Genomic DNA, 20,543 nt, shown 5'->3' with positions numbered 1-20,543 from the left:
GCGCCCGGGGGCGGCGCTGCTCGACGCGGTCGCGTTGATGGACCGTCTGCGCCGCGACGGGCCATGGGAGGCCGCGCAGACGCACGACTCGTTACGGCGTTATCTGCTCGAGGAGACCTACGAGCTGCTCGACGCGATCACCGGCGGTGACCGGGACGATCTGATCGAGGAGCTCGCCGACATACTGCTGCAGGTGCTCTTCCACGCGCGTATCGCCGCCGATCACCCGGAGCACCCCTTCGACATCGACGACGTCGCACGGGCGTTCACCGCGAAGATCTCGTCACGCACCGCGGGGGTGCTGGCGGGCGAGACCGATCTGGAGACCCAGCTGCGGCAGTGGGAGGAGAGCAAGGCCGCCGAGAAGGCGCGGGAGTCCGTGCTCGACGGTGTCGCGGTGTCGCAGCCGGCGCTCGCGCTGACCCAGAAGGTGATCGAGCGGCTCGACGCGGCGTCGTTCCCGCGCGACCTGATCCCGGAATCGTTGTTGACCATCCACCTGGCCGCCGATCTGTCCGTCGACGCCGAGGTCAGCATCGAGGACCGTCAGCGCAATCGCCTGGGCGAGTTCATGGTCGGTGTCCGGCGGGCCGAGGCCGCCATGCGCGCGGCGGGGGAGTCGACGCGATCCGCGCAGGTCTGGCGCGATCACTTCCCGCGCGACTGATCACTCGTCGGTGGCCGGCGGATCGAACAGCAGGATGTCGTCGGCAGGCAGCCGCAACGGGACCTCGGTGAACCGCTCGAAGTAGTGCGGATAGGCGGCGCGCACCCAGACCTGCGTGTCGTCGAGCTGGGTCATCGCGATCCGCCGCCACAACCAATCATCCTGCGGGCGGGTGAAATCGGTGTCGCGGGTGATCGGTATCGGCGCCCGCGCCCAGCAGGGTGCCGTCAGCGATGCGAGTCCACGCTCCAGCAGGACGTCGTAGGCGTCGGCGATGTCGATACCCGCGGCGACGACCTGACCGACGGGGTTCACCGCGTCGACGGTCTCGTCGTCCGGCTGATCAGAAACCGTCCAGCCGACGATCTCGCGGTCGGACGGTCGGCGTACCGGGAGGCGGCCACGCCAGCGATCGATGTCCACAGATCCACCGTACCGACGGACGAGTCAGCAGTCTTTCCCGCTGAGCGGGAAGAACTGCCACCGATCACGTGAACAGGTGCTGGCCCCACCACTCGCCGGGCTGTAGTCCGGGCGGACAGGCGAACAGCGCGCTGCCGTTGTGGGTGAGGTACTCCATCATCGCGTCCTTGGAGGCCAGCTGCTTCTGCATCGGGACGAACTGGCTGTCCGGATCGCGGCAGTAGGCGATGAAGAACAGTCCGGCGTCGAGGTGCCCGAACCCGTCGGACCCGTCGGTGAAGTTGTAGCCGCGGCGCAGGATCTGGATGCCGTTCAGGTTGTCCGGGTGGGCGAGTCGGACGTGCGCGTCGCGGGCGATCATCGGGCCGTCGGCGGTGGCCACCGCGAAGTCCGGGGTGTCGTCCTCGCGCGTCATGCCCAGGGGAGCGCCTGCACCCTTGGTGCGGCCGACGATGGCCTCCTGCTCGCTGAGGTTGGCGCGGTCCCACGGCTCGATGTCCATGCGGATGCGGCGTGCGACGAGATAACTGCCGCCGGTCATCCACTGCGCCGGGGCGGCGTTGTCGGCGGGATCGACCCACACCCAACGGTTGACCACATCGGTCTGCTCCGCGCGGATGTTGGCCGTCCCGTCCTTGAACCCGAACATGTTCCGCGGGGTCTGCTGGCTCACGGTGGTGGTCGAGGTGCGGCCGAAACCGAGTTGCGACCACCGCACGCTGACCACGCCGAAACCCATCCGGGCGAGGTTGCGGATCGCGTGGACCGCGACCTGGGGGTCGTTCGCGCAGGCCTGCACGCAGATGTCGCCGTAGCTGCGCGACGGTTCGATGGCGTCCTTGGCGAACGCCGGGAGATCCTTCAGCGCATCGGGTTTGCGGCTTGCGAGGCCGAAGCGGTCGGGACGGTCGGGGTCCGACGCGCTCGGACCGAACAGGCCCGGCCCGAACCCGACGGTCAGGGTGAGCGACGACGCGTCGAGTCCCAGCGCCTCGCCGGTGTCGGCGGGCGGGTTGTACTCACCGTGGTCCACCGCACCGCCGTCGACCGTCTCGTCGCCCCTGGTCATCCGCTCGGCGGCAGCGGTCCACCGCTGGAGCATGTCGATCAGGTCGTCACGCGAATCGGTGATGACGTCGAACGACGCGAAGTGCAGACGGTCCTGCGCCTCGGTGACGATGCCGGCCTGCCGGGTTCCCCGGAACGCCACCACGTTCGACGTCGATGAGTCGTCGTCGGCCAGTCGTGCGGCGGTGACCCCGCCCGCGGCCGCGACCACCACCCCCGCGCCCGTCGCCCCGAAGAGCGCGCGACGGGAGAACCGCCGTTTGTTCGTCGGTTCGTCGGGAGCGGGGGTGGGTTCGGTCACTGCTGCAGAACCAATCCCGGCACCTGGCTCAACGACTGCGAGAGTGCGTCGATCTGGTCGGACAGCGACTTGCGCTTGTCCGCGGGCACCGTGTCGTAGGAGACGTATCCGTCGCCCGAGCGGAACGAGTTGATGTCGTTGCGGATGGTCTGGAACTGCGCGGTGATCTTGTCCATCAGCTGCGGGTTCTTCGCCGAGATGATCGGCTGCAGATCAGCGATGAGCGTCTCCGAGCCGTCGATGTTGGCCGCGAAGTCGAACAGGTCGGTGTGCGAGTAGCGATCCTCCTCGCCGCCGACCTTGGTCGCGGCGATCTCGTCGACGAGGGCCTGCGGGCCCTTGACGAACGACTGCGTCTCGAAGGTGAAGTCCGGCTTGGCGACCTCGGTGACCAGCCGGCCCACGTCGGTGTTCAGCTGCGCCGCGATCTTGTCGATCTCGGGCTTGGTGTCGGTCTTCTGCGCGTTGGCGAGGTCGGCGGCCGCGACATCGCTGCCCTGCTCACCAACGTCGGACTGCTTCGGCGGCCACAGGAACCGCTCGAGACGGTGGAATCCGGTGAACGGCTCGGTGCCATCGGCGGTGTCGTCCCACCGCATGTCGATGGCGGGGTCGAGATCGGGGAACGACTCGGCGACGGGCTCGATGCGCTCGTAGAACGTACGCGTCAGACCGAACTGGGCGCGGGCGGCGTCGAGGTTGCCGGCGACGATGGCGTCGGTGAACGTCTTCGTCTGTGCCTGCAGGCCGTTGAGCTGCCCACGGACGTAGGTGAGGTAGGTCTGCTTGGCGGTGGTGACGCTCGCCGGAGCCTCCGACTTCTCTTTTTTCTCACCCGAGACCGTCAGGTCCTTGCGGATGCCGTCGCCGACCATGCCCGGCTTGCACGCGACCTGGTAGGTGGCGGGGTCGACGATCTCGACGGTCAGCTTGCCGGTGAGGCCGGGGCCGATGTTCTCGACCTCGCCCAGCACACGGTTGTTGTTGCCGTAGACGTAGAACTCGGTGACCTTGTTGCCGTTGTTGTTGACCGTGAAGTCGACGTTGCCGGTCTGTGCTTCCGAGGTCGCGAGGTCACATGAGTTGTCGGTCGAGGTGACCGCGATCGTTCCCTCGGAGTCCGACGACGCCTTGTCGGTGCAGGCGGCGAGCAACAGTGGTGCAGACAGCGCCGCGCACGCGACGGCGGTGGTGATGACCCGTGATTTCACACCGGTTCCCTTTCAGTGCCGGCGCCTATGCGGCCGGGGTCTCTACTTTCGACGTCTCGGCGGGGCTCGGGCTGGAGCTCTGCGGACGTCGAGGGCGGAAGAACAGGGTCATGACGACGGCGAGGTAGATGACCCAGCCGATCACCTGGAGCAGGGTCGGATCCGGTCGGAAGTTGAAGATCCCACCGAGAAGCGTTCCGTACCAGGACGACTGGTCGTACACCGACGAGAAGTCGAACGCGCGGGTGTTCAGTCCGGGCAGCCAGCCGACGGTCTGGATCGCGCGGATGCCGTAGGCGAGGATGCCTGCGGCCACCACCACGAGGAACGCGCCGGTGTAGGTGAAGAACTTCTGCAGGTTGATGCGCACGGTGCCGAAGTAGAGGCCGATGGTGATGGCGACCGCGATCACGACGCCGATCAGCAGTCCCACGAGCGGCCAGCTGCTGCCGGATGTGTTCTCGGCGTACCCGACCATCAGCAGCGCCGTCTCGAGTCCCTCGCGGCCGACCGCCAGGAACGACAGGGCGAGAACGGCAGGCGCCCCGAGTTCCAGGGCGCGACCCATCCCTGCCTTGAGGTCGCCGGAGATGTGCGCGGCGGCACCGCGCATCCACAGCACCATCAGGGTGACGATGACGACCGCGACGAGAGACGCGACGCCCGCCACCGCCTCGGCGGCGAGCCCGGAGATCGTAGAGGTTCCGTAGTGGATGCCCGCGAACACCGCGAGGACCATCACGACCGCGATCGCGACACCGGTCCACACCCACTTGAGCGAGTCGCGGCGGTCGGACTTCACGAGGAACGCCACCAGGATCATCACGACGATGCCGGTCTCGAGGCCCTCACGGACCCCGATCAGCCCACTGCCGAACAACTGCGACAAAACGGACGGACCCGAGGATGCTGCGGCGAGGACGGCGCTGGAGGCATCGATCATGTCGCGTGTCCTTCGAGGATCAGCGAACCGTGCAGTGCTGCAGCGATCCGAGGGGAGCCAAGCCTACGCATCGTTCGGTAAGCCTAACTTGGGGAGAGTACCCCGATGCGGCGTGGGAACCATAACCAATCCCGACCAGTTGGCATTGTGAACAAACCACACGACATCTCGGAGAGGGGACGTGGCGTGAATCCGTTGACCAGGGCCCGACGCGCGGTGGGCACCGCGGCGATCGCCTGCGTGGCCGCGGTGACCCTGGCGTCGTGCGTCGACCTCCCCGGCCGCGACTCGGTCGACATCCCCGAGGGTCTCCCGCCGGGCGCGGGTGCGCCGATCCCGTTCCTCGACATCAACGCCCCCGGACGCACCGCCGACCGGTTGGCCACCTGGGCCACGCCGCTCGCCGAATCGACCGGTATCCCGCGCATCTCGCTGGAGGCCTACGGAAACGCCGCCGAGATCCAGCGCCAGCAGCGACCCGAGTGCGGCATCGCGTGGACCACGCTGGCGGGTATCGGTGGGGTGGAGAGCAAGCACGGCACGTACCGCGGAGCACGTATCGCGGCCAACGGTGACGTCGCCCCGCCCATCCGCGGTGTGCTCCTCGACGGCACCAGCGGCAACGCCAGGATCGCCGACACCGACGGTGGTCAGCTCGACGGTGACGCGACACTCGACCGCGCGATGGGGCCGTTCCAGTTCATCCCGGAGACGTGGAAGCGCTACGGCGTCGACGCCAACGGTGACGGCGTCGCCGACCCGGACAACATCGACGATGCTGCGCTGTCAGCCGCGCGTTATCTGTGTGTGTCGGGCAAGGACCTCACGACGCCCGAGGGCTGGGAGAAGGCGGTGATGGTCTACAACCGCTCGATGCAATACGTGCTCGACGTCCGGGACCACGCCAACGCCTACTCGGTGAACGTCGCGTTCTGAGCGGTGTCGGTGAGATGACGCTCGGCGAGCCAGCGCCGGACACCGCGGTGTTTGGCACTAGTCTTTGATCCGACGTCGTCATCGGAGTCAGTGGTCGGTGCCCTCGCCTGGCACCGAGGCCGAGAACGTTTCGAACAACGAAGGGGCAACAGTGGCCATCATCGAACAGGTGGGAGCGCGAGAGATCCTCGACTCCCGCGGAAATCCGACTGTCGAGGTCGAGGTCGTCCTCGATGACGGAACCTTCACCCGCGCGGCGGTCCCGTCCGGCGCGTCGACCGGTGAGCACGAGGCCGTCGAGCTCCGCGACGGTGGCGACCGCTACGGCGGCAAGGGCGTCACCAAGGCCGTCGAGTCGGTGCTGGGCGAGATCGCCCCGGCCGTGATCGGCATCGAGGCCGACGACCAGCGCGTGGTCGATCAGGCCCTGCTCGATCTGGACGGCACCGCCGACAAGTCCCGCCTCGGCGCGAACTCGCTGCTCGGCGTCTCGCTCGCCGTGGCCAAGGGCGCGGCCGAGTCCGCAGGCCTCCCGCTCTTCCGGTACATCGGTGGGCCGAACGCCCACATCCTGCCCGTCCCGATGATGAACATCATCAACGGCGGCGCCCACGCCGACAGCGGTGTCGACGTGCAGGAGTTCATGATCGCGCCGGTCGGCGCACCGACCTTCAAAGAGGCCCTGCGCTGGGGCGCCGAGGTCTACCACTCGCTCAAGTCGGTGCTCAAGGCCAAGGGCCTGTCCACCGGTCTCGGCGACGAGGGTGGCTTCGCCCCCGACCTCGCGGGCACCAAGGCCGCGCTCGACCTGATCCTCGAGGCCATCACCAAGGCCGGCCTCACGCCGGGACGCGACATCGCGTTGGCCCTCGACGTCGCGGCCACCGAGTTCTACACCGCGGGAACCGGGTACGCGTTCGAGCGCGAGACCAAGACGGCGCAGGAGATGTCGGCGTTCTACGCCGAGCTCGTCGACGCCTACCCGCTGGTGTCCATCGAGGATCCGCTCGACGAGAACGACTGGGACGGTTGGGTGTCGCTGACCGAGTCGATCGGCGACAAGGTCCAGCTCGTGGGCGACGACCTGTTCGTCACCAACCCCGAGCGGCTCGAGGACGGCATCAACAAGGGAGCCGCCAACGCGCTACTGGTGAAGGTCAACCAGATCGGCACGCTGACTGAGACCCTCGACGCCGTCGCGCTGGCCCACAACAACGGCTACAAGACGATGATGAGCCACCGGTCGGGAGAGACCGAGGACACCACCATCGCCGATCTCGCCGTGGCCTGCAGCTGCGGACAGATCAAGACCGGCGCGCCGGCACGCAGCGAACGCGTCGCCAAGTACAACCAGCTGCTCCGTATCGAAGAGGGACTCGGCGACGCCGCGCGCTACGCGGGCGATCTCGCGTTCCCGCGTTTCTCGTTCGAGAGCTGAACCGGGAACTGCCATGGCACAGCGGAAGAAGCCGGACGGTCGGACGCGTAGGACTGCGCGTCCGACCTCGGGTCGCCGTGTCGAGGGCAGGCGCGAACAGCGACGCGACCTCCGCCGGACCGACAACGGTCGGGACGCGCGGACGTCGGCCGATCGCGCGGAGGTCGCGTCCGGGAGCGGCGTCGTCGACAGCGCTCCTGCGACGGGACGAGTCCGCGGCCTGAGTCCCAAGCGCGCGGTCGTCCTCGCGCTGGTCCTGAGCGTCGTGGCGCTCACGCTCGCGGTCCCGCTGCGGACCTACTTCTCGCAGCGGTCCGAGGCAGACCAGCTGCGCAGTACCAACTCCTCGCTGCGACAGGAGGTCTCGGACTACCAGGCCAAGGTCGACGAACAGAGCGATCCGGCGAACATCGCCGCACTGGCCCGCGACCGGCTGCAGTTCGTCATGCCCGGGGACAAGGCGCTGGTGATGCAGTTCCCCACCGCCCCGGAGAAGAGCGACGAGCAGAAGCGCGCCGAGCGTCGGGCGGGCGATCCCTGGTACTCGCAACTGCTGGAGTCGGTGTCGACCCCGGCGGAGAAGTGAGCCCGCACCGGTGACCTCTGTGTCTCAGGCGGACCTCGATGTGGTCGCCGAGCAGCTCGGCCGTGAGCCACGAGGCGTGCTCGCCGTCAGCTACCGCACCCCCGACGGGGTGCCCGCGGTCGTCATGACGGCGCCTCGGCTCCCCGACGGGACCCCGTTCCCGACGCTGTACTACCTGACCGACCCGCGACTGACCGCCGAGGCCAGCCGTCTGGAGTCGGCCGGTGTCATGCGGGCGATGAGCCTCCGCCTGACCACCGACACCGACCTGGCGCAGCGATACCGCCGCGCACACGAGGCCTACCTCTCCGAGCGGGACGAGATCGACTCCCTCGGAACAGATTTCACCGGAGGCGGGATGCCCGATCGCGTGAAATGTCTGCACGTGTTGATGGCGCACTCGCTGGCCAAGGGGGTGGGGGTCAACCCGCTCGGGGACGAGGCGGTCGCGTTGGCCGCACAGTCGCGACTGCGGGGGACCGCACTGCCTGCGGACTGGCCGCAGGTGTCGGACTTCCCCGACCTGACCGAGGGCGACGAGTCGTGAGCATCGTCGCCGCGGTGGACTGCGGCACCAATTCCATCCGACTGCTCATCGCCCGACGCAGCGACGACGGACTCGTCGACCTGCATCGCGAGATGCGCGTCGTCCGACTCGGCGAGGGCGTCGACGCCACCGGGTCGTTCACCGACGCCGCCGTGGCCAGGACCCGAGCGGCCCTGGCCGACTACGCCGCCATCATGGCCGACCACGACGTCACCGCCGTCCGGATGGTCGCGACCTCGGCGACGCGCGACGCGTCCAACCGCGACGAGTTCTTCGACATGACCCGCGAACTGCTCGACCCCGTCGTCGCCGGGTCGGTGGCCGAGGTCATCACCGGCGACGAGGAGGCGCGGTTGTCGTTCGCCGGCGCGGTCGGCGAGTTCGACGCGGCCGACGGACCGTTCGTGGTCACCGACCTCGGTGGCGGGTCGACCGAGGTCGTCCTCGGCCGCGGAGGCGATGTCACCGCAGCGTTCTCCGCGAACATCGGCTGCGTTCGTCTGACCGAACGTGTGCTGGCGTCCGATCCGCCGACCGCCGACGAGATCGCCACGGCGCGCGGCGTCGCCCGCGAGGAGTTGGCGCGCGCGTTCGCCGCGGTGCCCGTCGCCCAGGCGTCGACATGGGTCGGTGTCGCGGGCACCATGACAACCCTGGCCGCGCTCGCCGCGGACCTGTCGACCTACGACCCCGACCTCATCCACCGCTCACGGGTCTCGTTCGAACGGCTGCGCGAGGTCTGTGAACAGTTGATCGTGATGACCCGGGCCGAACGCGCGGCGCTGGGCCCGATGCACCCCGGCCGAGTCGACGTCATCGGTGGCGGTTCGCTGGTGACCCTGGAACTCGCGCGGGTGCTCGAGGCCGAGGCGGGCATCACCGAACTGGTCGTCAGCGAGCACGACATCCTCGACGGTATCGCGCTGTCGATCAGCTGAGCCCGCGTGGTCCCGATGGCGTCAGGCGGGCTGGCGCAGCGAGATGTTGTTGCAGGCCTCACACACGCTCTGCGGAATGACCCCGCGACGCTGCAGGAAACCGAAGATGATGCAGCCCAGGCAGATTCCGAACACCGACTCGAGCAGCGCCGCTATCACGACGAGGCCGACGGTGATCTGCGCCGCGAGACCGTGGCCGAGCAGGCTCAGCACCAGAGCGACGCCGGTGATCGTGAGGCCGATGGCCTGCGCGAACCGTTTCGGCGGACCCGGGACCATCTTGGTCAGACCGAGCCTCGGCACGATCACCCGCACCGAGAGCTGACCGAACGGCGACAGCGTCGGCCCCGAGATGACGCGGAGCAGGAAGCCGGCGGCGAGGACGGCGTACAGCGCCGGGTGGTTCACGGCGATGGTGACGACCGCGAGGATCACCACGAGTCCGGCGGTGGTCCGAGCGGCGTACTCGTTGACCGGGTTCGGGAACTTCAGCGATGACGGCAGCACGGCATCGACGGTAGTGGGGTCTGACCTGCGCGACAAGTATTCGCCCACGGTGGTGCTTTGTCCCACATCGGGAATGTTTTCGTCGATCGAGGGGTCAGGCGGTGACGGGCTCCTCCTCCTCGTCGACGACGGTCTCGAGGTGCGCCTTCACCTCGGAGATGCCGGGCAGCAGCGCACTGCACAGCGCCGCCAGCGCGTAGCCGATGATCGGCACCCACGCCGCGATGGTCAGCGCGTGGAGGAGTTCGGACTGGGTGTAGCGGCCGGCGCCGCCGAAGAACAGCACCCCGGTGACCGCGATACCCAGTGCGCCGCCGACCTGTTGGAACGTTCCGAGTACACCGGATGCGGCCCCGGAGTCCGCGGCGTGGACCGTGGCGAGGGCGATGTCGAGGAGGGGGACGACCATCACGGTGAGACCGATGCCGGCGATGGCCATGGGGATGACGGTGTCCCACGCCGAGTAGTCGGCGCCGGTGGAGTTGAACACGTAGATGGTCCAGGCCGTGCCGACCGCCATCAAGGTCCCGCCGATCGCGGGCAGGATGCGCCCGAGACGGGCCACGAGCGCCGCCGCCACGCCGGCCGCGAGCGTCGCGCCGATGCTGAACGGCAGCGTCAACGCCCCGGAGACGATGGCGGTGAACCCCAGCCCGGTCTGTACGTACAGCGCCAGGATGAGGAAGAACGAGTTGATCGACCCCTGGAACAGGAACTGGATCGTCAGTCCGCCGGTGAACCCTCGGTTGGTGAACAGCCGCAGCGGCATCATCGCGCTGTCCGCGCCGTGTCGCCGTTCGTTGAGGACGAACAGCGCGAGCACAACCGGCGAGAGGGCCATGAGCAGGTAGGACCAGATCGGCCAGCCGAGCTGACGCCCCTCGACGAGCGGGTAGACGATCAGCAGGATCCCACCGACCGCGAGCAGCACCCCGAGTGGATCGAGTGGGGAGGGCCGGTCGGCCTTCGAGTTCGGGACGAGCACCAGCGCGGCGATCACGATCACGATCCCGATCGGGATGTTGATGAAGAAGATCGAGCGCCAGCCGCCACCGATGGGGTTGTTGGTGACCAGCCATCCGCCCAGGACCGGTCCGATGACGGCCGCCATCGCGGTGATCACACCGATGACGGCGAAGATCGCGGCCCGCTCCCTGGGCTTGTAGAGCGCCTGGACGCTGGCGAGCACCTGCGGCACCATCAGACCCGCGAAGAGTCCCTGGGCGACCCGCGAGGCGACGAGGGTCTCGCCGTTCTGGGCCAGGGACGCGGTCAGCGACGCGAGCGTGAACCCGGCGATGCCCGCGATGAACACCCGTTGACGGCCGTAGCGGTCACCGAGCCGGCCCGAGGTGATGAGGACGCCCGCGAAGGCCAGCACGTAGCCGCTGACGATCCATTCGAGCTGTGACGGTGTGCTGCCGAGGTCCTCGCGGATCGCGGGCAGGGCCACGTTGACGATGGTGACGTCCATGAGATCCATGAACATCGCGAACGTCAGAACGGCCATGGCCAGGCCGCGAAAGCGGGTCATGGGGAGGAGCGTAACGGCCAGGTCGGACGAATGTACGACCTGACCGAACCCGGTCGACTAGGAGCGACGTTCGTCGGGCAGGTATTCGCCCTGGGTGTCGATCACGTCGTCGGGGGAGGGGAGTTGGGGCAGGTCGTCGAGGTCGCCCTCGTCGATCTGTGCCTTCTTCGCCGCCTCGCGCATCTCCACGCCGTCGGCGACGAGGTCGCCGATCTCACGGGTGATGTCGACGATGGCCCCGGTGATGATGGTGGCGATACGTCCGACGTGCGAGGCCGTCGACTCCACGGCCTCCTGCAGCAGGTCCTTGTTGCGTTCGAACTTGCCGACCATCGGCTACACCACCCTCATCGGTCCGGGGCCGTCACCGTGTGCGGGCCGCCTCGCGGCGGCCCCACACACCGATCAGGCGACTCCCTTGCGTTCGCGCTCGACCTTAACACTGAAGTTGTTGTCGTCCTCGGTCCAGGAATTGGGCAGCGAGAGCTTCGCGATCTTCTTCCAGGTGGAGAAGATCTGGTGGCTGAAAGTGCCCGTGTTGTAGGGCAATCCGTGCTTCTCGCAGATCGCGCGTACCTCGGGGGCGATCTCCGGGTACCGGTTGGCCGGGATGTCGGGGAACAGGTGGTGCTCGATCTGGTGCGACAGGTTGCCGCTCATCAGATGGAACAGCGGGCTGCCGCTGATGTTCGCCGATCCCAGCATCTGACGCAGGTACCACTGGCCCTTGGTCTCGTTCTCGCACTCCTCGGGGGTGAACGTCTGCACGCCCGACGGGAAGTGTCCGCAGAAGATGATCGAGAACGTCCACAGGTTGCGGACCAGGTTGGCACTGACGTTGCCCGCCACCGTGATCGGGAACAGCGGTCCGGTCAGGGCGGGGAACACGATGTAGTCCTTGAGGACCTGCTTGCTGGCCTTGCGCCACATGCCCTTGACGATGCCCTTGACGTCGGTCCACTTGCGCTTGCCCTGGATGACGTTCTCCGCCTCGAGGTCGTGGAGCATGACGCCCCACTCGAAGCCGACCATCAGCATCGAGGCCCACAGCAGGTTGCCCAGGTAGTACGGGTTCCACTGCTGGTCCCGGTCCATCCGCAGGATGCCGTAGCCGATGTCGCGGTCCTCGCCGACGATGTTGGTGAAGGTGTGGTGCAGATAGTTGTGGCTGTGGCGCCACTGATCTGCCGGGCACACGGTGTCCCACTCGAACTCACGCGAGTTCAGCGACGGCTCACGCATCCAGTCGTACTGGCCGTGCATGACGTTGTGGCCGATCTCCATGTTGTCGAGGATCTTCGACACCGCGAGCGAGCCGACACCGGCGATCCAGGCCGGCGGGAACCAACCGAGGTACGCCAGACCACGCCCGGCGATCTCGAATCCGCGCTGCGCCTTGATCACCTTGTAGATGTAGTCGCGGTCGGACTGGCCGAGGTCGGCGACGATGCGCGCACGCAGTTCGTCGAGTTCGCGGCCCAGGGCCTCGACCTCCTCGTAGGACAGGACCAGTTCGGTCTTCTTCGATGCGGTCGACTTCTCGTCCGACGCGGTGCTGGTGGGAAGCTGCATGATCGTCATGGTGTCTCCTCTTAGATGTCGATCTCGACGTCGCCGACCGGCGCGGAGATGCAGAGTTGGATGTGGGTGTCGGAATCGGTGTCGACGTCCCCGGTGAGCACGTTGCGGGTGCACCCGGACTTCTTCACCGCGCTGCAGGAGAAGCAGATGCCCATGCGGCACCCGAACTCCGGTGACAGACCCGCGGCCTCGGCCTGCTCGAGGATCGTGTGGCCGTCGTTGTCGGCCGACCGTCCCGAGGACTTGAACGACAGCGTTCCGCTGACCGGCTCGTCGGGGTCGGGGGCCAGTGACGGGGCGGTGAACGCCTCGCTGTGCAGTGCGTCGTCGAGATCGCGCTCGGTGTAGAACTCCCGCACCGCGTCCATCAGGCCGGCCGGGCCACACAGGAAGGTCTGCGCCCGTGCGAAGTCGGGCGCGAGTTCGGTGAGGTGCTCCGGGCTGAAGTGTCCGTTCGGACCGTCGGTGTCGGTGTGGCGGGTGAAGACGGTGTGGACGCTGATCGACGGGTTCGCGGCGGCGATCGCCTGCAACTCGTCGGCGTAGACGGCGTCGGCAGGCGTGGTCGCGTAGTGGATGAACACAGTCGAACCGGTATGCCGTTCGGCCACGAGCGTGCGCAGCATTGAGAGTACAGGTGTAATCCCACTGCCCCCGCTGATGAAGACGGTCTGTTCGGGTCGTCGCTGCGGCAGGACGAAGTCGCCGGTGGCGGGCTGTAGGCCCATGACGTCGCCGATCGCCGCGTGGTCGCGGAGATGGCGGGACACGAAGCCGTCGTCGTGCGCGGTGATGGTCAGCTCGATGAAGCCGTCCGGTCCGCACTCGGCGTTGGCCGGCGAGAAGCACCGGGTGTGACGTACACCCTTGATAACGGTGCTGAGCTGGATGTACTGGCCGGCGCGGAAGCCGGACCACTGTCGTGTGGGCGCCAGGGTGAGCGTCACGGTGCGGGCGGTGTCCCGACGGACGTCGACGACGCGACCACGCAGATCGGTCCACGTGATCATCGGGTCGACGAGTTCGAGATAGCGGTCCACCGGGTGCGGTGCCAGTGCGGCCTCGATCACCGAGCCGAGCATCGCCGGAAAGCGGTCGAGCATCGCTGCCTCCAGAGGGTGCGAGAGTTGGGCTGTACCGTTCATCGAATTTCGGTGAACACTTGTACACGGATAGTGTGCCACTCCGCAGGGTGCGATGGTCAAGCATCGTGGGATGTAACAACCGTCACAGGGCCGGTTCTCCTACACTTGCCACCGTGTCGCGGTCCAGAAATCCCGCCTCGCCTCCCCGACCGCCGACCCGGTCGGCTGCGGTCGATGCCTCCGAGAGTCGGTCAGCGCGCAAGGGTCGTACCCGGCAGGCGCTGCTCGACGAGACTCTCGCGCTCGTGTCCGACCGCAGTTTCGCGAGTCTGAGCCTGCGTGAGGTGGCAAAAGCCGCGGGCATCGTCCCCACCGCGTTCTACCGACACTTCGCCTCGATGGAAGATCTCGGCGTCACCGTGGTCGAGGACTCGATGCGGGTGCTGCGCAAGACACTGCGTGAGGGTCGCCGCGATCTCGCCACCCGCAACGCCGTACCCACCGTGAAGAGTTCGGTGGCCATCCTCGTCCAGCAGGTGCGCGAGAACGAGGCCCAGTTCCGGTTCCTCATCCGCGAGCAGCACGGCGGGGTGTCGGAGATCCGACGGGCCATCGACACCGAGCTGCGCCTGTTCGTCAAGGAACTGGCCATCGATCTGTCCCGGATACCCGAGCTCGCCCGCTGGGGTGCGGAGGATCTGGAGCTCGCCGCCGATCTCATGGTGAACGTCCTGCTGCAGGCGGTGGCCGAGATGCTCGAGGCCAACCGACGCGACAACGGTGACGATCGCGAGGTCACGGCGCGCTCCGAGCGCAAGCTGGTGATGGTCATCCTCGGCATGAATTCGTGGCGCACGTCCCAGCAATAGTCGCGCGTCGGTGAGAAACTGCCTGTCATGACCGGCGACCCGACACCGCCTGACCCCGAATACCCTGACGCACCGCCGCCGCCCGGCCACGTGGGCCCGTCGCGTGGGGTCATCATCGCGCTCGGCGTCCTGATCGTGGTGTTCGTCTTCGGGTTGGCGGCCGTCGTCGGGTACCTGGTGCTCGGCCGATCCGATTCGGGCGGTTCGTTCCCGACCACGGCGCCGATCGCGTCGACGTCGACGGTCACCGCGACGCCGTCGGTGACCGGCGAGCCGCCGGTCACCACCACCCGCAGCACCACGAGCAGTTCGCCCTCGAGTACCAGGTCCACGCCGGTGACCACCGCGGACGGCGCGCCGGAGGGGTCGCGGGCGTGTCCGATCCGGTACGGACGAACCGGCCTCTACCGTGCGTCCTCGGTCGGGTCATCGGCCACGACATGTGGTTTCGCCGAGCAGGTCCGACTGGCGTACTCCGACAGCGGGCGCCCCGGTCAGCTGCCGCGCACGGTGCGGGCGACGAGTCCGGAGACCGGGGAGCGCATCGCGATGATGTGCGCGGCGCAGGGGCAGATCGTCACCTGCAACGGTGGCGACGACGCTGTGGTGTACCTCTACTGATCGTCCGGGCGCGACGGTTCAGCAGACCGCGGCGCCGGTGGGCGGTGCCGTGTCACCCGGTCCGCCGGCGTCCGCGCGTGCCATCAGCGCGGTGAGGTCGGCGTCGAACACGGGCGAGTGCGAGATGAAGCTGACACAGCCGCCCTGGTTGTAGCCGCCGACCAGGCCGATCGTGGTGGCGCGTCCGGTCATCCAGGGGGATCCGCTGGTCCCGTCCACCAGTCCGCGGCAGGTCACCGTCGGTGAGTTCCGCGCCTCTCGGGTGCGACCGCGGCATCCGATCGGGGTGTCGCCCGACCCGGCGCCGTACCCGACCACCCGGATGGCCGTGCCGATGCCGAACGAGCCGATGCCGAAGCCGCGGCCGGTCACCGACTCGAGCGTCCGATGTGCGGTCTGCGGGTCGGCGCGCACGCGGAGCACCGCGTAGTCCCGGTTGACGTCCTGGCCGGTGAGCCAGCCGGGATCGAGATAGACCGAGGTGACCGTCCACCGACCGAAGGGGGCCTGCGACGCCCGGTACGCGGGGACGTAGGTGATCGGACCGGTCGCGCCGGTCAGACAGTGTGCCGCGGTGAGTACGAGGTCACCGGAGCGGCTGTGGACCGATTCCGCCGTGCACGTGTGTCGATCGGTGTCGCCGACGAACAGTGCGCCGATCTTGCGGTTGGCGTGAACGTCGATCGACGTCGACGAGGCGGCGCCGCCGATCAGGGCCGAGGCCACGATGACCACCACGAAGATCATCATGTGCCGCATCGCCTGATGCTATCGATGGCGGCGCTCGACTGCGCTGGTCAGCCGGATTCGTGGGTCAGTTGCCTGCTTCGGGAAGTCGGGTCGTGTCCACGACCAGGATCTCGCCGGAGTCCTGTTTGCCGTCGGGCAGGATCTTGGGTTTCAGCGCGAACGGCGGGGTGTCGTCGGCGAGGCCCGCGAGTCCGAAGTCGCTGTCGTTGGAGATGACCAGGGTCGACCCGCCGTCGAGGACGGCGACGCCCTCCACCTTGTCGTGGCCGAAGAACGCCCCGGACGGGTCGATCCGGGTCACCAGGGCGCCCAGATCGAGGTCGAGCTTCTTTGTCGCGGTGATGATCCCGGCCGTGCGCAGCGTCTCGATCGCCGCGGTGTCGGTGCCGACGCCGACCGTGGTCTCGATGGCGCGCCCGGCGATCTGCAGGCCGCCTTCGTCGGCGACGTACCGTGCTCCGGGAACCGTCGACCGCGGTCCGACGTCGGTGGCATCGGCGATGTCGGCGACGTAGAGCTTCTTGTCGGCTCCGGGCTCGAGCCGGCCGTCGCGTTCGTCGACGATGAACCGGGTGTTGCTCAGCGCGGTGATCTCGGAGACGGCGACCTTGGTCTTCTGCGGGTCGGTCAGCGGGTACAGGTATTCCGACACCGCCCTGGTGGTCAGGTTCACCGTGACGATGCGGGTCAGCGGAACGGATTTCGCGGATCCCTTCAGCCCCGGTGTCTTCAGGGCGGACTGCATGACGCCGACGAGCGTGCTGCCGTCGGGGGTGACGGTGAGACCCTCCATGCCCTGGTTCGGGGTGCGCAGCGACAGCTCCCGTGGCAGCGTGCCGTCGAACGGCGACAGGCGGGCGATCTCCTTGCCTGTGGCGTCGAAGTGCACGATGTAGGGGCCGTATTCGTCGGACACCCAGAAGGTTCCGTCCGGCAGCGCGACGAGTCCCTCGGTGTCGAGGCCGTGGTCGGATCGCGGCAGCGCGCGGCCGTTGATGTCGACGAGCGATTCACCGGTGTCGGCGCGTGGGTCGACGAGACCGTTCAGCGGGGCGCCGTCGGTGCCGGAGAGCGTGATCGTCCTCGTCAGTTCGGCGCGGCCGTCGGACAGACGGAACCGACCGATGGCCGGATGGAAGTCGGGGATCGGCAACACCTTCTCGGTGTCGGTGCGGCCGTCGACGTTCGGTCCGCGGTCGGTGAGTCCGTAGAACTCGTCGCGCGAACCGGGCACTGGGGTGAGAGCGGACCCGAAGGCGCTCCCGCCGATCGTGACCCCGCCGATCGTCGCCAGCGGCGGGATGTCGGTCGTGTAGAGCCGCACCGCATCGCGGGCGCTCGCGGTGGCGCCGGTGGTGGCGGTTCCGTTGTCGGATCCCGTCGTCGGGTCCGGGGACGACGAACAGGCGCTGGATGCGACAACCGACGCGATACCGGCGGCGAGCAACAACTTTCGAACCATGTGCATCGGGCAGGGGTACCAGTCGCGGTCGACTCGCAGGTGGCGTGTGGGTGAACACCGTTCGCCGCGGCGTGCCCCCGTCGTTCATCGGCTCGGCATAACTTCCTGCCCATGAGCCGGACTCTTCTGCCCCTGTCCCTGCGCGTCGTCGTCACCGCTGTGGCCACTGTCGTCTCGATCAGTGCCGCGGCCGGGGTCGCCGCCGCCGACGCGAACGCCACCCCGGACTACGAGGTCAAGCTGGATCTGTTGGCCTCGGCCCTGGACAGCTCGGGAGCGCCGTCGGCGGCCGTACGTAGTGCGTTCGGGCTGGCGTCGACCGCGTCGTCGCGGTCGTACGAGTACTTCGACACCAGCGCGCGAGCGCTGAAGGGTCAGGGCTGGAGTGTGCGGCTGCGCCACAAGAGCGGCAAGGACCTGGAACTGAACTACAAGAAGCGATTCGACGTGTCGAACGGCGACGTGACCTCGGCTCTCGACGCCGCCAACCGGGCCGGCTTCGATTCGTCCGACACGAACTACGACGCCCAGGTCGACTGGGGGTACAGCCAGCAGGAGCTCAGCTTCAGCAACGACAAGTCGGCGAGCGGGTCAAGCTACTCCGGGACGTCCCTGCCTGCGGTGTCGACCGCGCGGTCGCTGCTGGTGTCGAACATCCCCGGCAAGCTCGACGACTGGACCGCGAAGCACTGGGGGACCGACCGCCTGACCGAGTCGGGGGCCCACGGCCCGGTGACGACCAAGGTCTACAGCGGTTCCTGGCAGGGGACCGAACCGAGCATCGAGGTGCTGACGGTCCCCGCGGCGTCGGGCAGCGGGACGCAGACGGTCATCGAGTTGTCGTTCACCGCCGACACCCGTTCCGAGGCGTCGGCCCTGCGGGCGAAGGCCATCTCGGTGACCGACTCCAACGCCTGGCTGTACCACGGCGACATCCTCAAGACCGATCTGATACTCGACCGCCTCTAGCCGGTTCCGGTCCCGCCGAGTCGATTCAGTTCAGCGCCCACTTCACGCTGACCGAGACGTTGATGGTCTGCTGTCCCGGTTCGATGGGGACCGCCAGGCTCGACGATGCGCTGCGGTCCGAGTTCGCCGACTGCTCCTGACCGCTGATGTTCTCCGAGATCGACAGCACCTTCCCGAGGTCGCTGTCGGAGAGCTTCGCGTACTGCTCGGCACGGTCCTTCGCGTCGGCGAACGCACGGGACCGGGCGTCGGTGAGCAGTTTCGAGTTGTCGTCGACCCGGAACGACACCCCGGACAGTCGAGTGGCGTTGCCACCGGCCGACACCGCGTCACCGAGGACCGTGGACGCCTTGGCGAGGTCGCGGACGGTGACCCGCAGCGTGTTGGTGGCCTGATACCCGGAGATCGCGTTGCTGCCGCCCGGGAGGGCACCCGCATACTGCGGGGTGATGGAGACCTGCTGGGTCTGCACGTCCTTGCGGTCGACACCTGCCGACACCACCGCGTCGGTGACGGTGCGAACGCTGCTGTTGGCCTGCCCGATCGCCGCGGTCACGTCGGTGGCCTGGGTCTCGACGCCGATCTGCGCGGTGAGCGTGTCCGGGGTGCCCTGCACCTCGCCGACACCGTTGACGGTCACCGCGGGCGGCCCGTCGGCCGAGGACGATGCGGGCGAACTGTCGCTGCCGCAGGCTGTGACGGCCGCCAGGGCGAACAGGAGGGCGCCGGCGCCGAGTGCCTGCGAAACCGGTCGATGTCGTGTCATCGGACCAGTGTCGCCGATGCCCTCGGACACCGACCGATGAATCGAACTAAAACGTGTTCTGGTTCTGATCTCCCGGCGTAGCATCCACAACCACCGTCGATCAACGACGATTCGTGGTGGACGATTGGGATCGATTGTGGCCGATGATATTTCGTTTGTAGAGCAGAGCGATGTCGCCGACGCCGATCACGGTGACGTGGCGCGCCCGAAGGAGTCGCAACGCGATCCGGTGATGCTGCGCGAACGGCTCGGTGTGTGGTTGACGGGTGTGCAGGGCGCTGACGCGATGATCGAGGACCTGCGGATCCCGTCCGCGAACGGCATGTCCAGCGAGACCATTCTGTTCGATGCGCGATGGTCAGGGCAGGTGCACCGGCTCGTCGCCCGCGTCGCGCCGCTGGCCGAGTCCGACCCGGTGTTCGCGACCTACGACCTCGACCGTCAGTACGCGGTGATGAGGCGAGTGGCCGAGACGACCGAGGTGCCCGTGCCCGCGCTGTTCTGGTCGGAACCCGATCCGGGCCCGCTCGGGTCGCCCTTCTTCGTGATGGAGCGGATCGACGGTGTCATCCCGCCCGACGTCATGCCGTACACCTTCGGTTCGTGGGTGACCGAGGCGAGCGACGACGACCGCGCCCTGCTCGAACGCAGCGCGGTCGAGACCATCGCGGCGATCCATGCGACACCGGTCGATGACGATCTGCTCGAGGCGCCCGGTGACGGCGAGACCCCGCTGCGCGCACACGTCCGAAGGCTCCGGTCCTTCTACGAGTGGGCCGGCGACGGACACCCGCGCTCCCCGTTGATCGAGCGGGCCTTCGGGTGGCTCGACGACAACATCCCGGCCGAGAGTGCCGCCGCACTGTCGTGGGGAGACGCGCGCATCGGCAACATGATCTTCGACGAGTTCCGGCCGGTCGCCGTGCTGGACTGGGAGATGGCCTGTCTCGGTCCGCGCGAGCTGGACCTCGGATGGACGATATTCCTGCACCGCTTCTTCCAGGACATCACGGAGATGGCAGGCCTGCCCGGACTTCCCCACTTCCTCGGACGAGCGCGGGTGGCCGAGATCTACCGGGAGGCAACCGGATACGAGGTCCGGGATCTGGACTTCTACATCACCTATGCCTCGATCATCCACGCGGTGATCATGTACCGCATCCAGATCCGCGCGATCGCGTTCGGGCACGCCACCGTCCCCGACGATCCCGACGACATGATCATGCACCGCGCCACGGTGGACGCGATGATCGCGGGAACCTACTGGGCCGACGAGGATGACGAGGGCAGCGGGTCATGACACCGACCGCGACCGCGACAGCGATATCGACAGGGACGGCG

21 protein-coding genes and 1 pseudogene are annotated in these 20,543 nt (G+C 67.9%); 10 read left to right on the top strand and 12 right to left on the bottom strand.

What is annotated here, in order from left to right; translation table 11 throughout:
- Positions 1–7: 7 nt before the first annotated feature.
- Positions 8–667: pseudogene (locus LX13_RS01525) on the top strand (nucleoside triphosphate pyrophosphohydrolase); the annotation flags it as partial.
- Here the strand turns inward: LX13_RS01525 and LX13_RS01520 are convergent.
- From LX13_RS01520 to efeU, 4 genes are all read right to left on the bottom strand, one after another.
- Entirely contained in the window at positions 668–1,090 is a 423-nt protein-coding gene (locus LX13_RS01520; RefSeq protein ID WP_253659552.1) for a hypothetical protein, read from the bottom strand.
- Positions 1,091–1,154: 64 nt separating this feature from the next.
- The gene (gene efeB / locus LX13_RS01515) at positions 1,155–2,459 is read right to left on the bottom strand and encodes an iron uptake transporter deferrochelatase/peroxidase subunit (protein ID WP_253659551.1); all 1,305 of its coding nucleotides are present in this window, start codon (positions 2,457–2,459) and stop codon (positions 1,155–1,157) included.
- A complete protein-coding gene (gene efeO / locus LX13_RS01510) occupies positions 2,456–3,670 on the bottom strand; it encodes an iron uptake system protein EfeO (protein ID WP_253659550.1) in 1,215 nt (404 codons plus the stop codon). The genes efeB and efeO overlap by 4 nt, the downstream gene beginning before the upstream one ends.
- A gap of 25 nt (positions 3,671–3,695) precedes the next feature.
- The gene (efeU, locus tag LX13_RS01505; RefSeq protein ID WP_253659549.1) at positions 3,696–4,613 is read right to left on the bottom strand and encodes an iron uptake transporter permease EfeU; all 918 of its coding nucleotides are present in this window, start codon (positions 4,611–4,613) and stop codon (positions 3,696–3,698) included.
- Positions 4,614–4,808: 195 nt separating this feature from the next.
- Between efeU and LX13_RS01500 the strand changes: the two genes are divergently transcribed.
- The 5 genes from LX13_RS01500 to LX13_RS01480 all read left to right on the top strand — a co-directional run bounded on the left by LX13_RS01500 (position 4,809) and on the right by LX13_RS01480 (position 9,058).
- Positions 4,809–5,549, top strand: coding sequence for a lytic transglycosylase domain-containing protein (locus tag LX13_RS01500; RefSeq protein ID WP_253660521.1), 741 nt, complete (start codon positions 4,809–4,811; stop codon positions 5,547–5,549).
- A gap of 151 nt (positions 5,550–5,700) precedes the next feature.
- Positions 5,701–6,987, top strand: coding sequence for a phosphopyruvate hydratase (gene eno, locus LX13_RS01495; RefSeq protein ID WP_253659548.1), 1,287 nt, complete (start codon positions 5,701–5,703; stop codon positions 6,985–6,987).
- Positions 6,988–7,000: 13 nt separating this feature from the next.
- A complete protein-coding gene (locus LX13_RS01490) occupies positions 7,001–7,573 on the top strand; it encodes a septum formation initiator family protein (RefSeq protein WP_253659547.1) in 573 nt (190 codons plus the stop codon).
- A gap of 10 nt (positions 7,574–7,583) precedes the next feature.
- Positions 7,584–8,120 (top strand): DUF501 domain-containing protein, encoded by a 537-nt coding sequence (locus LX13_RS01485; protein ID WP_253659546.1) that lies wholly within the window; start codon positions 7,584–7,586, stop codon positions 8,118–8,120.
- Complete coding sequence (locus tag LX13_RS01480; protein WP_253659545.1) at positions 8,117–9,058, top strand: Ppx/GppA phosphatase family protein; 942 nt, start codon at positions 8,117–8,119, stop codon at positions 9,056–9,058. Before LX13_RS01485 ends, LX13_RS01480 begins: the two co-directional genes overlap by 4 nt.
- Positions 9,059–9,079: 21 nt before the next feature.
- Here the strand turns inward: LX13_RS01480 and LX13_RS01475 are convergent, their stop codons facing one another.
- The 5 genes from LX13_RS01475 to LX13_RS01455 all read right to left on the bottom strand — a co-directional run bounded on the left by LX13_RS01475 (position 9,080) and on the right by LX13_RS01455 (position 13,825).
- Positions 9,080–9,565: a DUF4395 domain-containing protein gene (locus LX13_RS01475; protein WP_253659544.1), complete on the bottom strand. Its 486-nt coding sequence runs from the start codon at positions 9,563–9,565 to the stop codon at positions 9,080–9,082.
- Between the two features lie 94 nt (positions 9,566–9,659).
- Complete coding sequence (locus LX13_RS01470) at positions 9,660–11,099, bottom strand: DHA2 family efflux MFS transporter permease subunit (protein ID WP_253659543.1); 1,440 nt, start codon at positions 11,097–11,099, stop codon at positions 9,660–9,662.
- 57 nt (positions 11,100–11,156) lie between these two features.
- Entirely contained in the window at positions 11,157–11,432 is a 276-nt protein-coding gene (locus LX13_RS01465) for a hypothetical protein (RefSeq protein WP_229705217.1), read from the bottom strand.
- A gap of 72 nt (positions 11,433–11,504) precedes the next feature.
- Positions 11,505–12,671: a fatty acid desaturase family protein gene (locus LX13_RS01460; protein WP_253660520.1), complete on the bottom strand. Its 1,167-nt coding sequence runs from the start codon at positions 12,669–12,671 to the stop codon at positions 11,505–11,507.
- Between the two features lie 20 nt (positions 12,672–12,691).
- Positions 12,692–13,825 (bottom strand): ferredoxin reductase, encoded by a 1,134-nt coding sequence (locus LX13_RS01455; protein ID WP_372499772.1) that lies wholly within the window; start codon positions 13,823–13,825, stop codon positions 12,692–12,694.
- 113 nt (positions 13,826–13,938) lie between these two features.
- Between LX13_RS01455 and LX13_RS01450 the strand changes: the two genes are divergently transcribed.
- A complete protein-coding gene (locus LX13_RS01450) occupies positions 13,939–14,634 on the top strand; it encodes a TetR family transcriptional regulator (protein ID WP_253659542.1) in 696 nt (231 codons plus the stop codon).
- Between the two features lie 27 nt (positions 14,635–14,661).
- On the top strand, positions 14,662–15,255 hold the full coding sequence (locus tag LX13_RS01445) for a hypothetical protein (RefSeq protein WP_253659541.1): 594 nt from the start codon (positions 14,662–14,664) through the stop codon (positions 15,253–15,255).
- Between the two features lie 18 nt (positions 15,256–15,273).
- Here LX13_RS01445 and LX13_RS01440 read toward each other — a convergent pair whose 3' ends face one another.
- Positions 15,274–16,014 carry a trypsin-like serine peptidase gene (locus LX13_RS01440; protein ID WP_253659540.1) on the bottom strand — a complete coding sequence of 247 codons (741 nt, stop codon included), beginning with the start codon at positions 16,012–16,014 and terminating at the stop codon, positions 15,274–15,276.
- A 55-nt stretch (positions 16,015–16,069) separates the two neighbouring features.
- A complete protein-coding gene (locus LX13_RS01435; protein ID WP_253659539.1) occupies positions 16,070–17,473 on the bottom strand; it encodes an esterase-like activity of phytase family protein in 1,404 nt (467 codons plus the stop codon).
- A 105-nt stretch (positions 17,474–17,578) separates the two neighbouring features.
- Here LX13_RS01435 and LX13_RS01430 point away from each other — a divergent pair, with 105 nt between their 5' ends.
- Positions 17,579–18,436: a hypothetical protein gene (locus LX13_RS01430; RefSeq protein ID WP_253659538.1), complete on the top strand. Its 858-nt coding sequence runs from the start codon at positions 17,579–17,581 to the stop codon at positions 18,434–18,436.
- Positions 18,437–18,461: 25 nt separating this feature from the next.
- Here LX13_RS01430 and LX13_RS01425 read toward each other — a convergent pair whose 3' ends face one another.
- Positions 18,462–19,202: an SIMPL domain-containing protein gene (locus tag LX13_RS01425; RefSeq protein ID WP_253659537.1), complete on the bottom strand. Its 741-nt coding sequence runs from the start codon at positions 19,200–19,202 to the stop codon at positions 18,462–18,464.
- A gap of 232 nt (positions 19,203–19,434) precedes the next feature.
- On the opposite strand from LX13_RS01425, the gene LX13_RS01420 reads away from it, so the two are divergent.
- Entirely contained in the window at positions 19,435–20,502 is a 1,068-nt protein-coding gene (locus LX13_RS01420) for a phosphotransferase family protein (RefSeq protein WP_253660518.1), read from the top strand.
- Positions 20,503–20,543: the final 41 nt, after the last annotated feature.

The sequence above is a fragment of the Williamsia maris genome, from assembly GCF_024171815.1.
GTDB lineage: Bacteria > Actinomycetota > Actinomycetes > Mycobacteriales > Mycobacteriaceae > Williamsia_A > Williamsia_A maris.
Note: the sequence above shows the minus strand (reverse complement) of the source record. Positions and strands in the feature narration are given on the sequence as shown.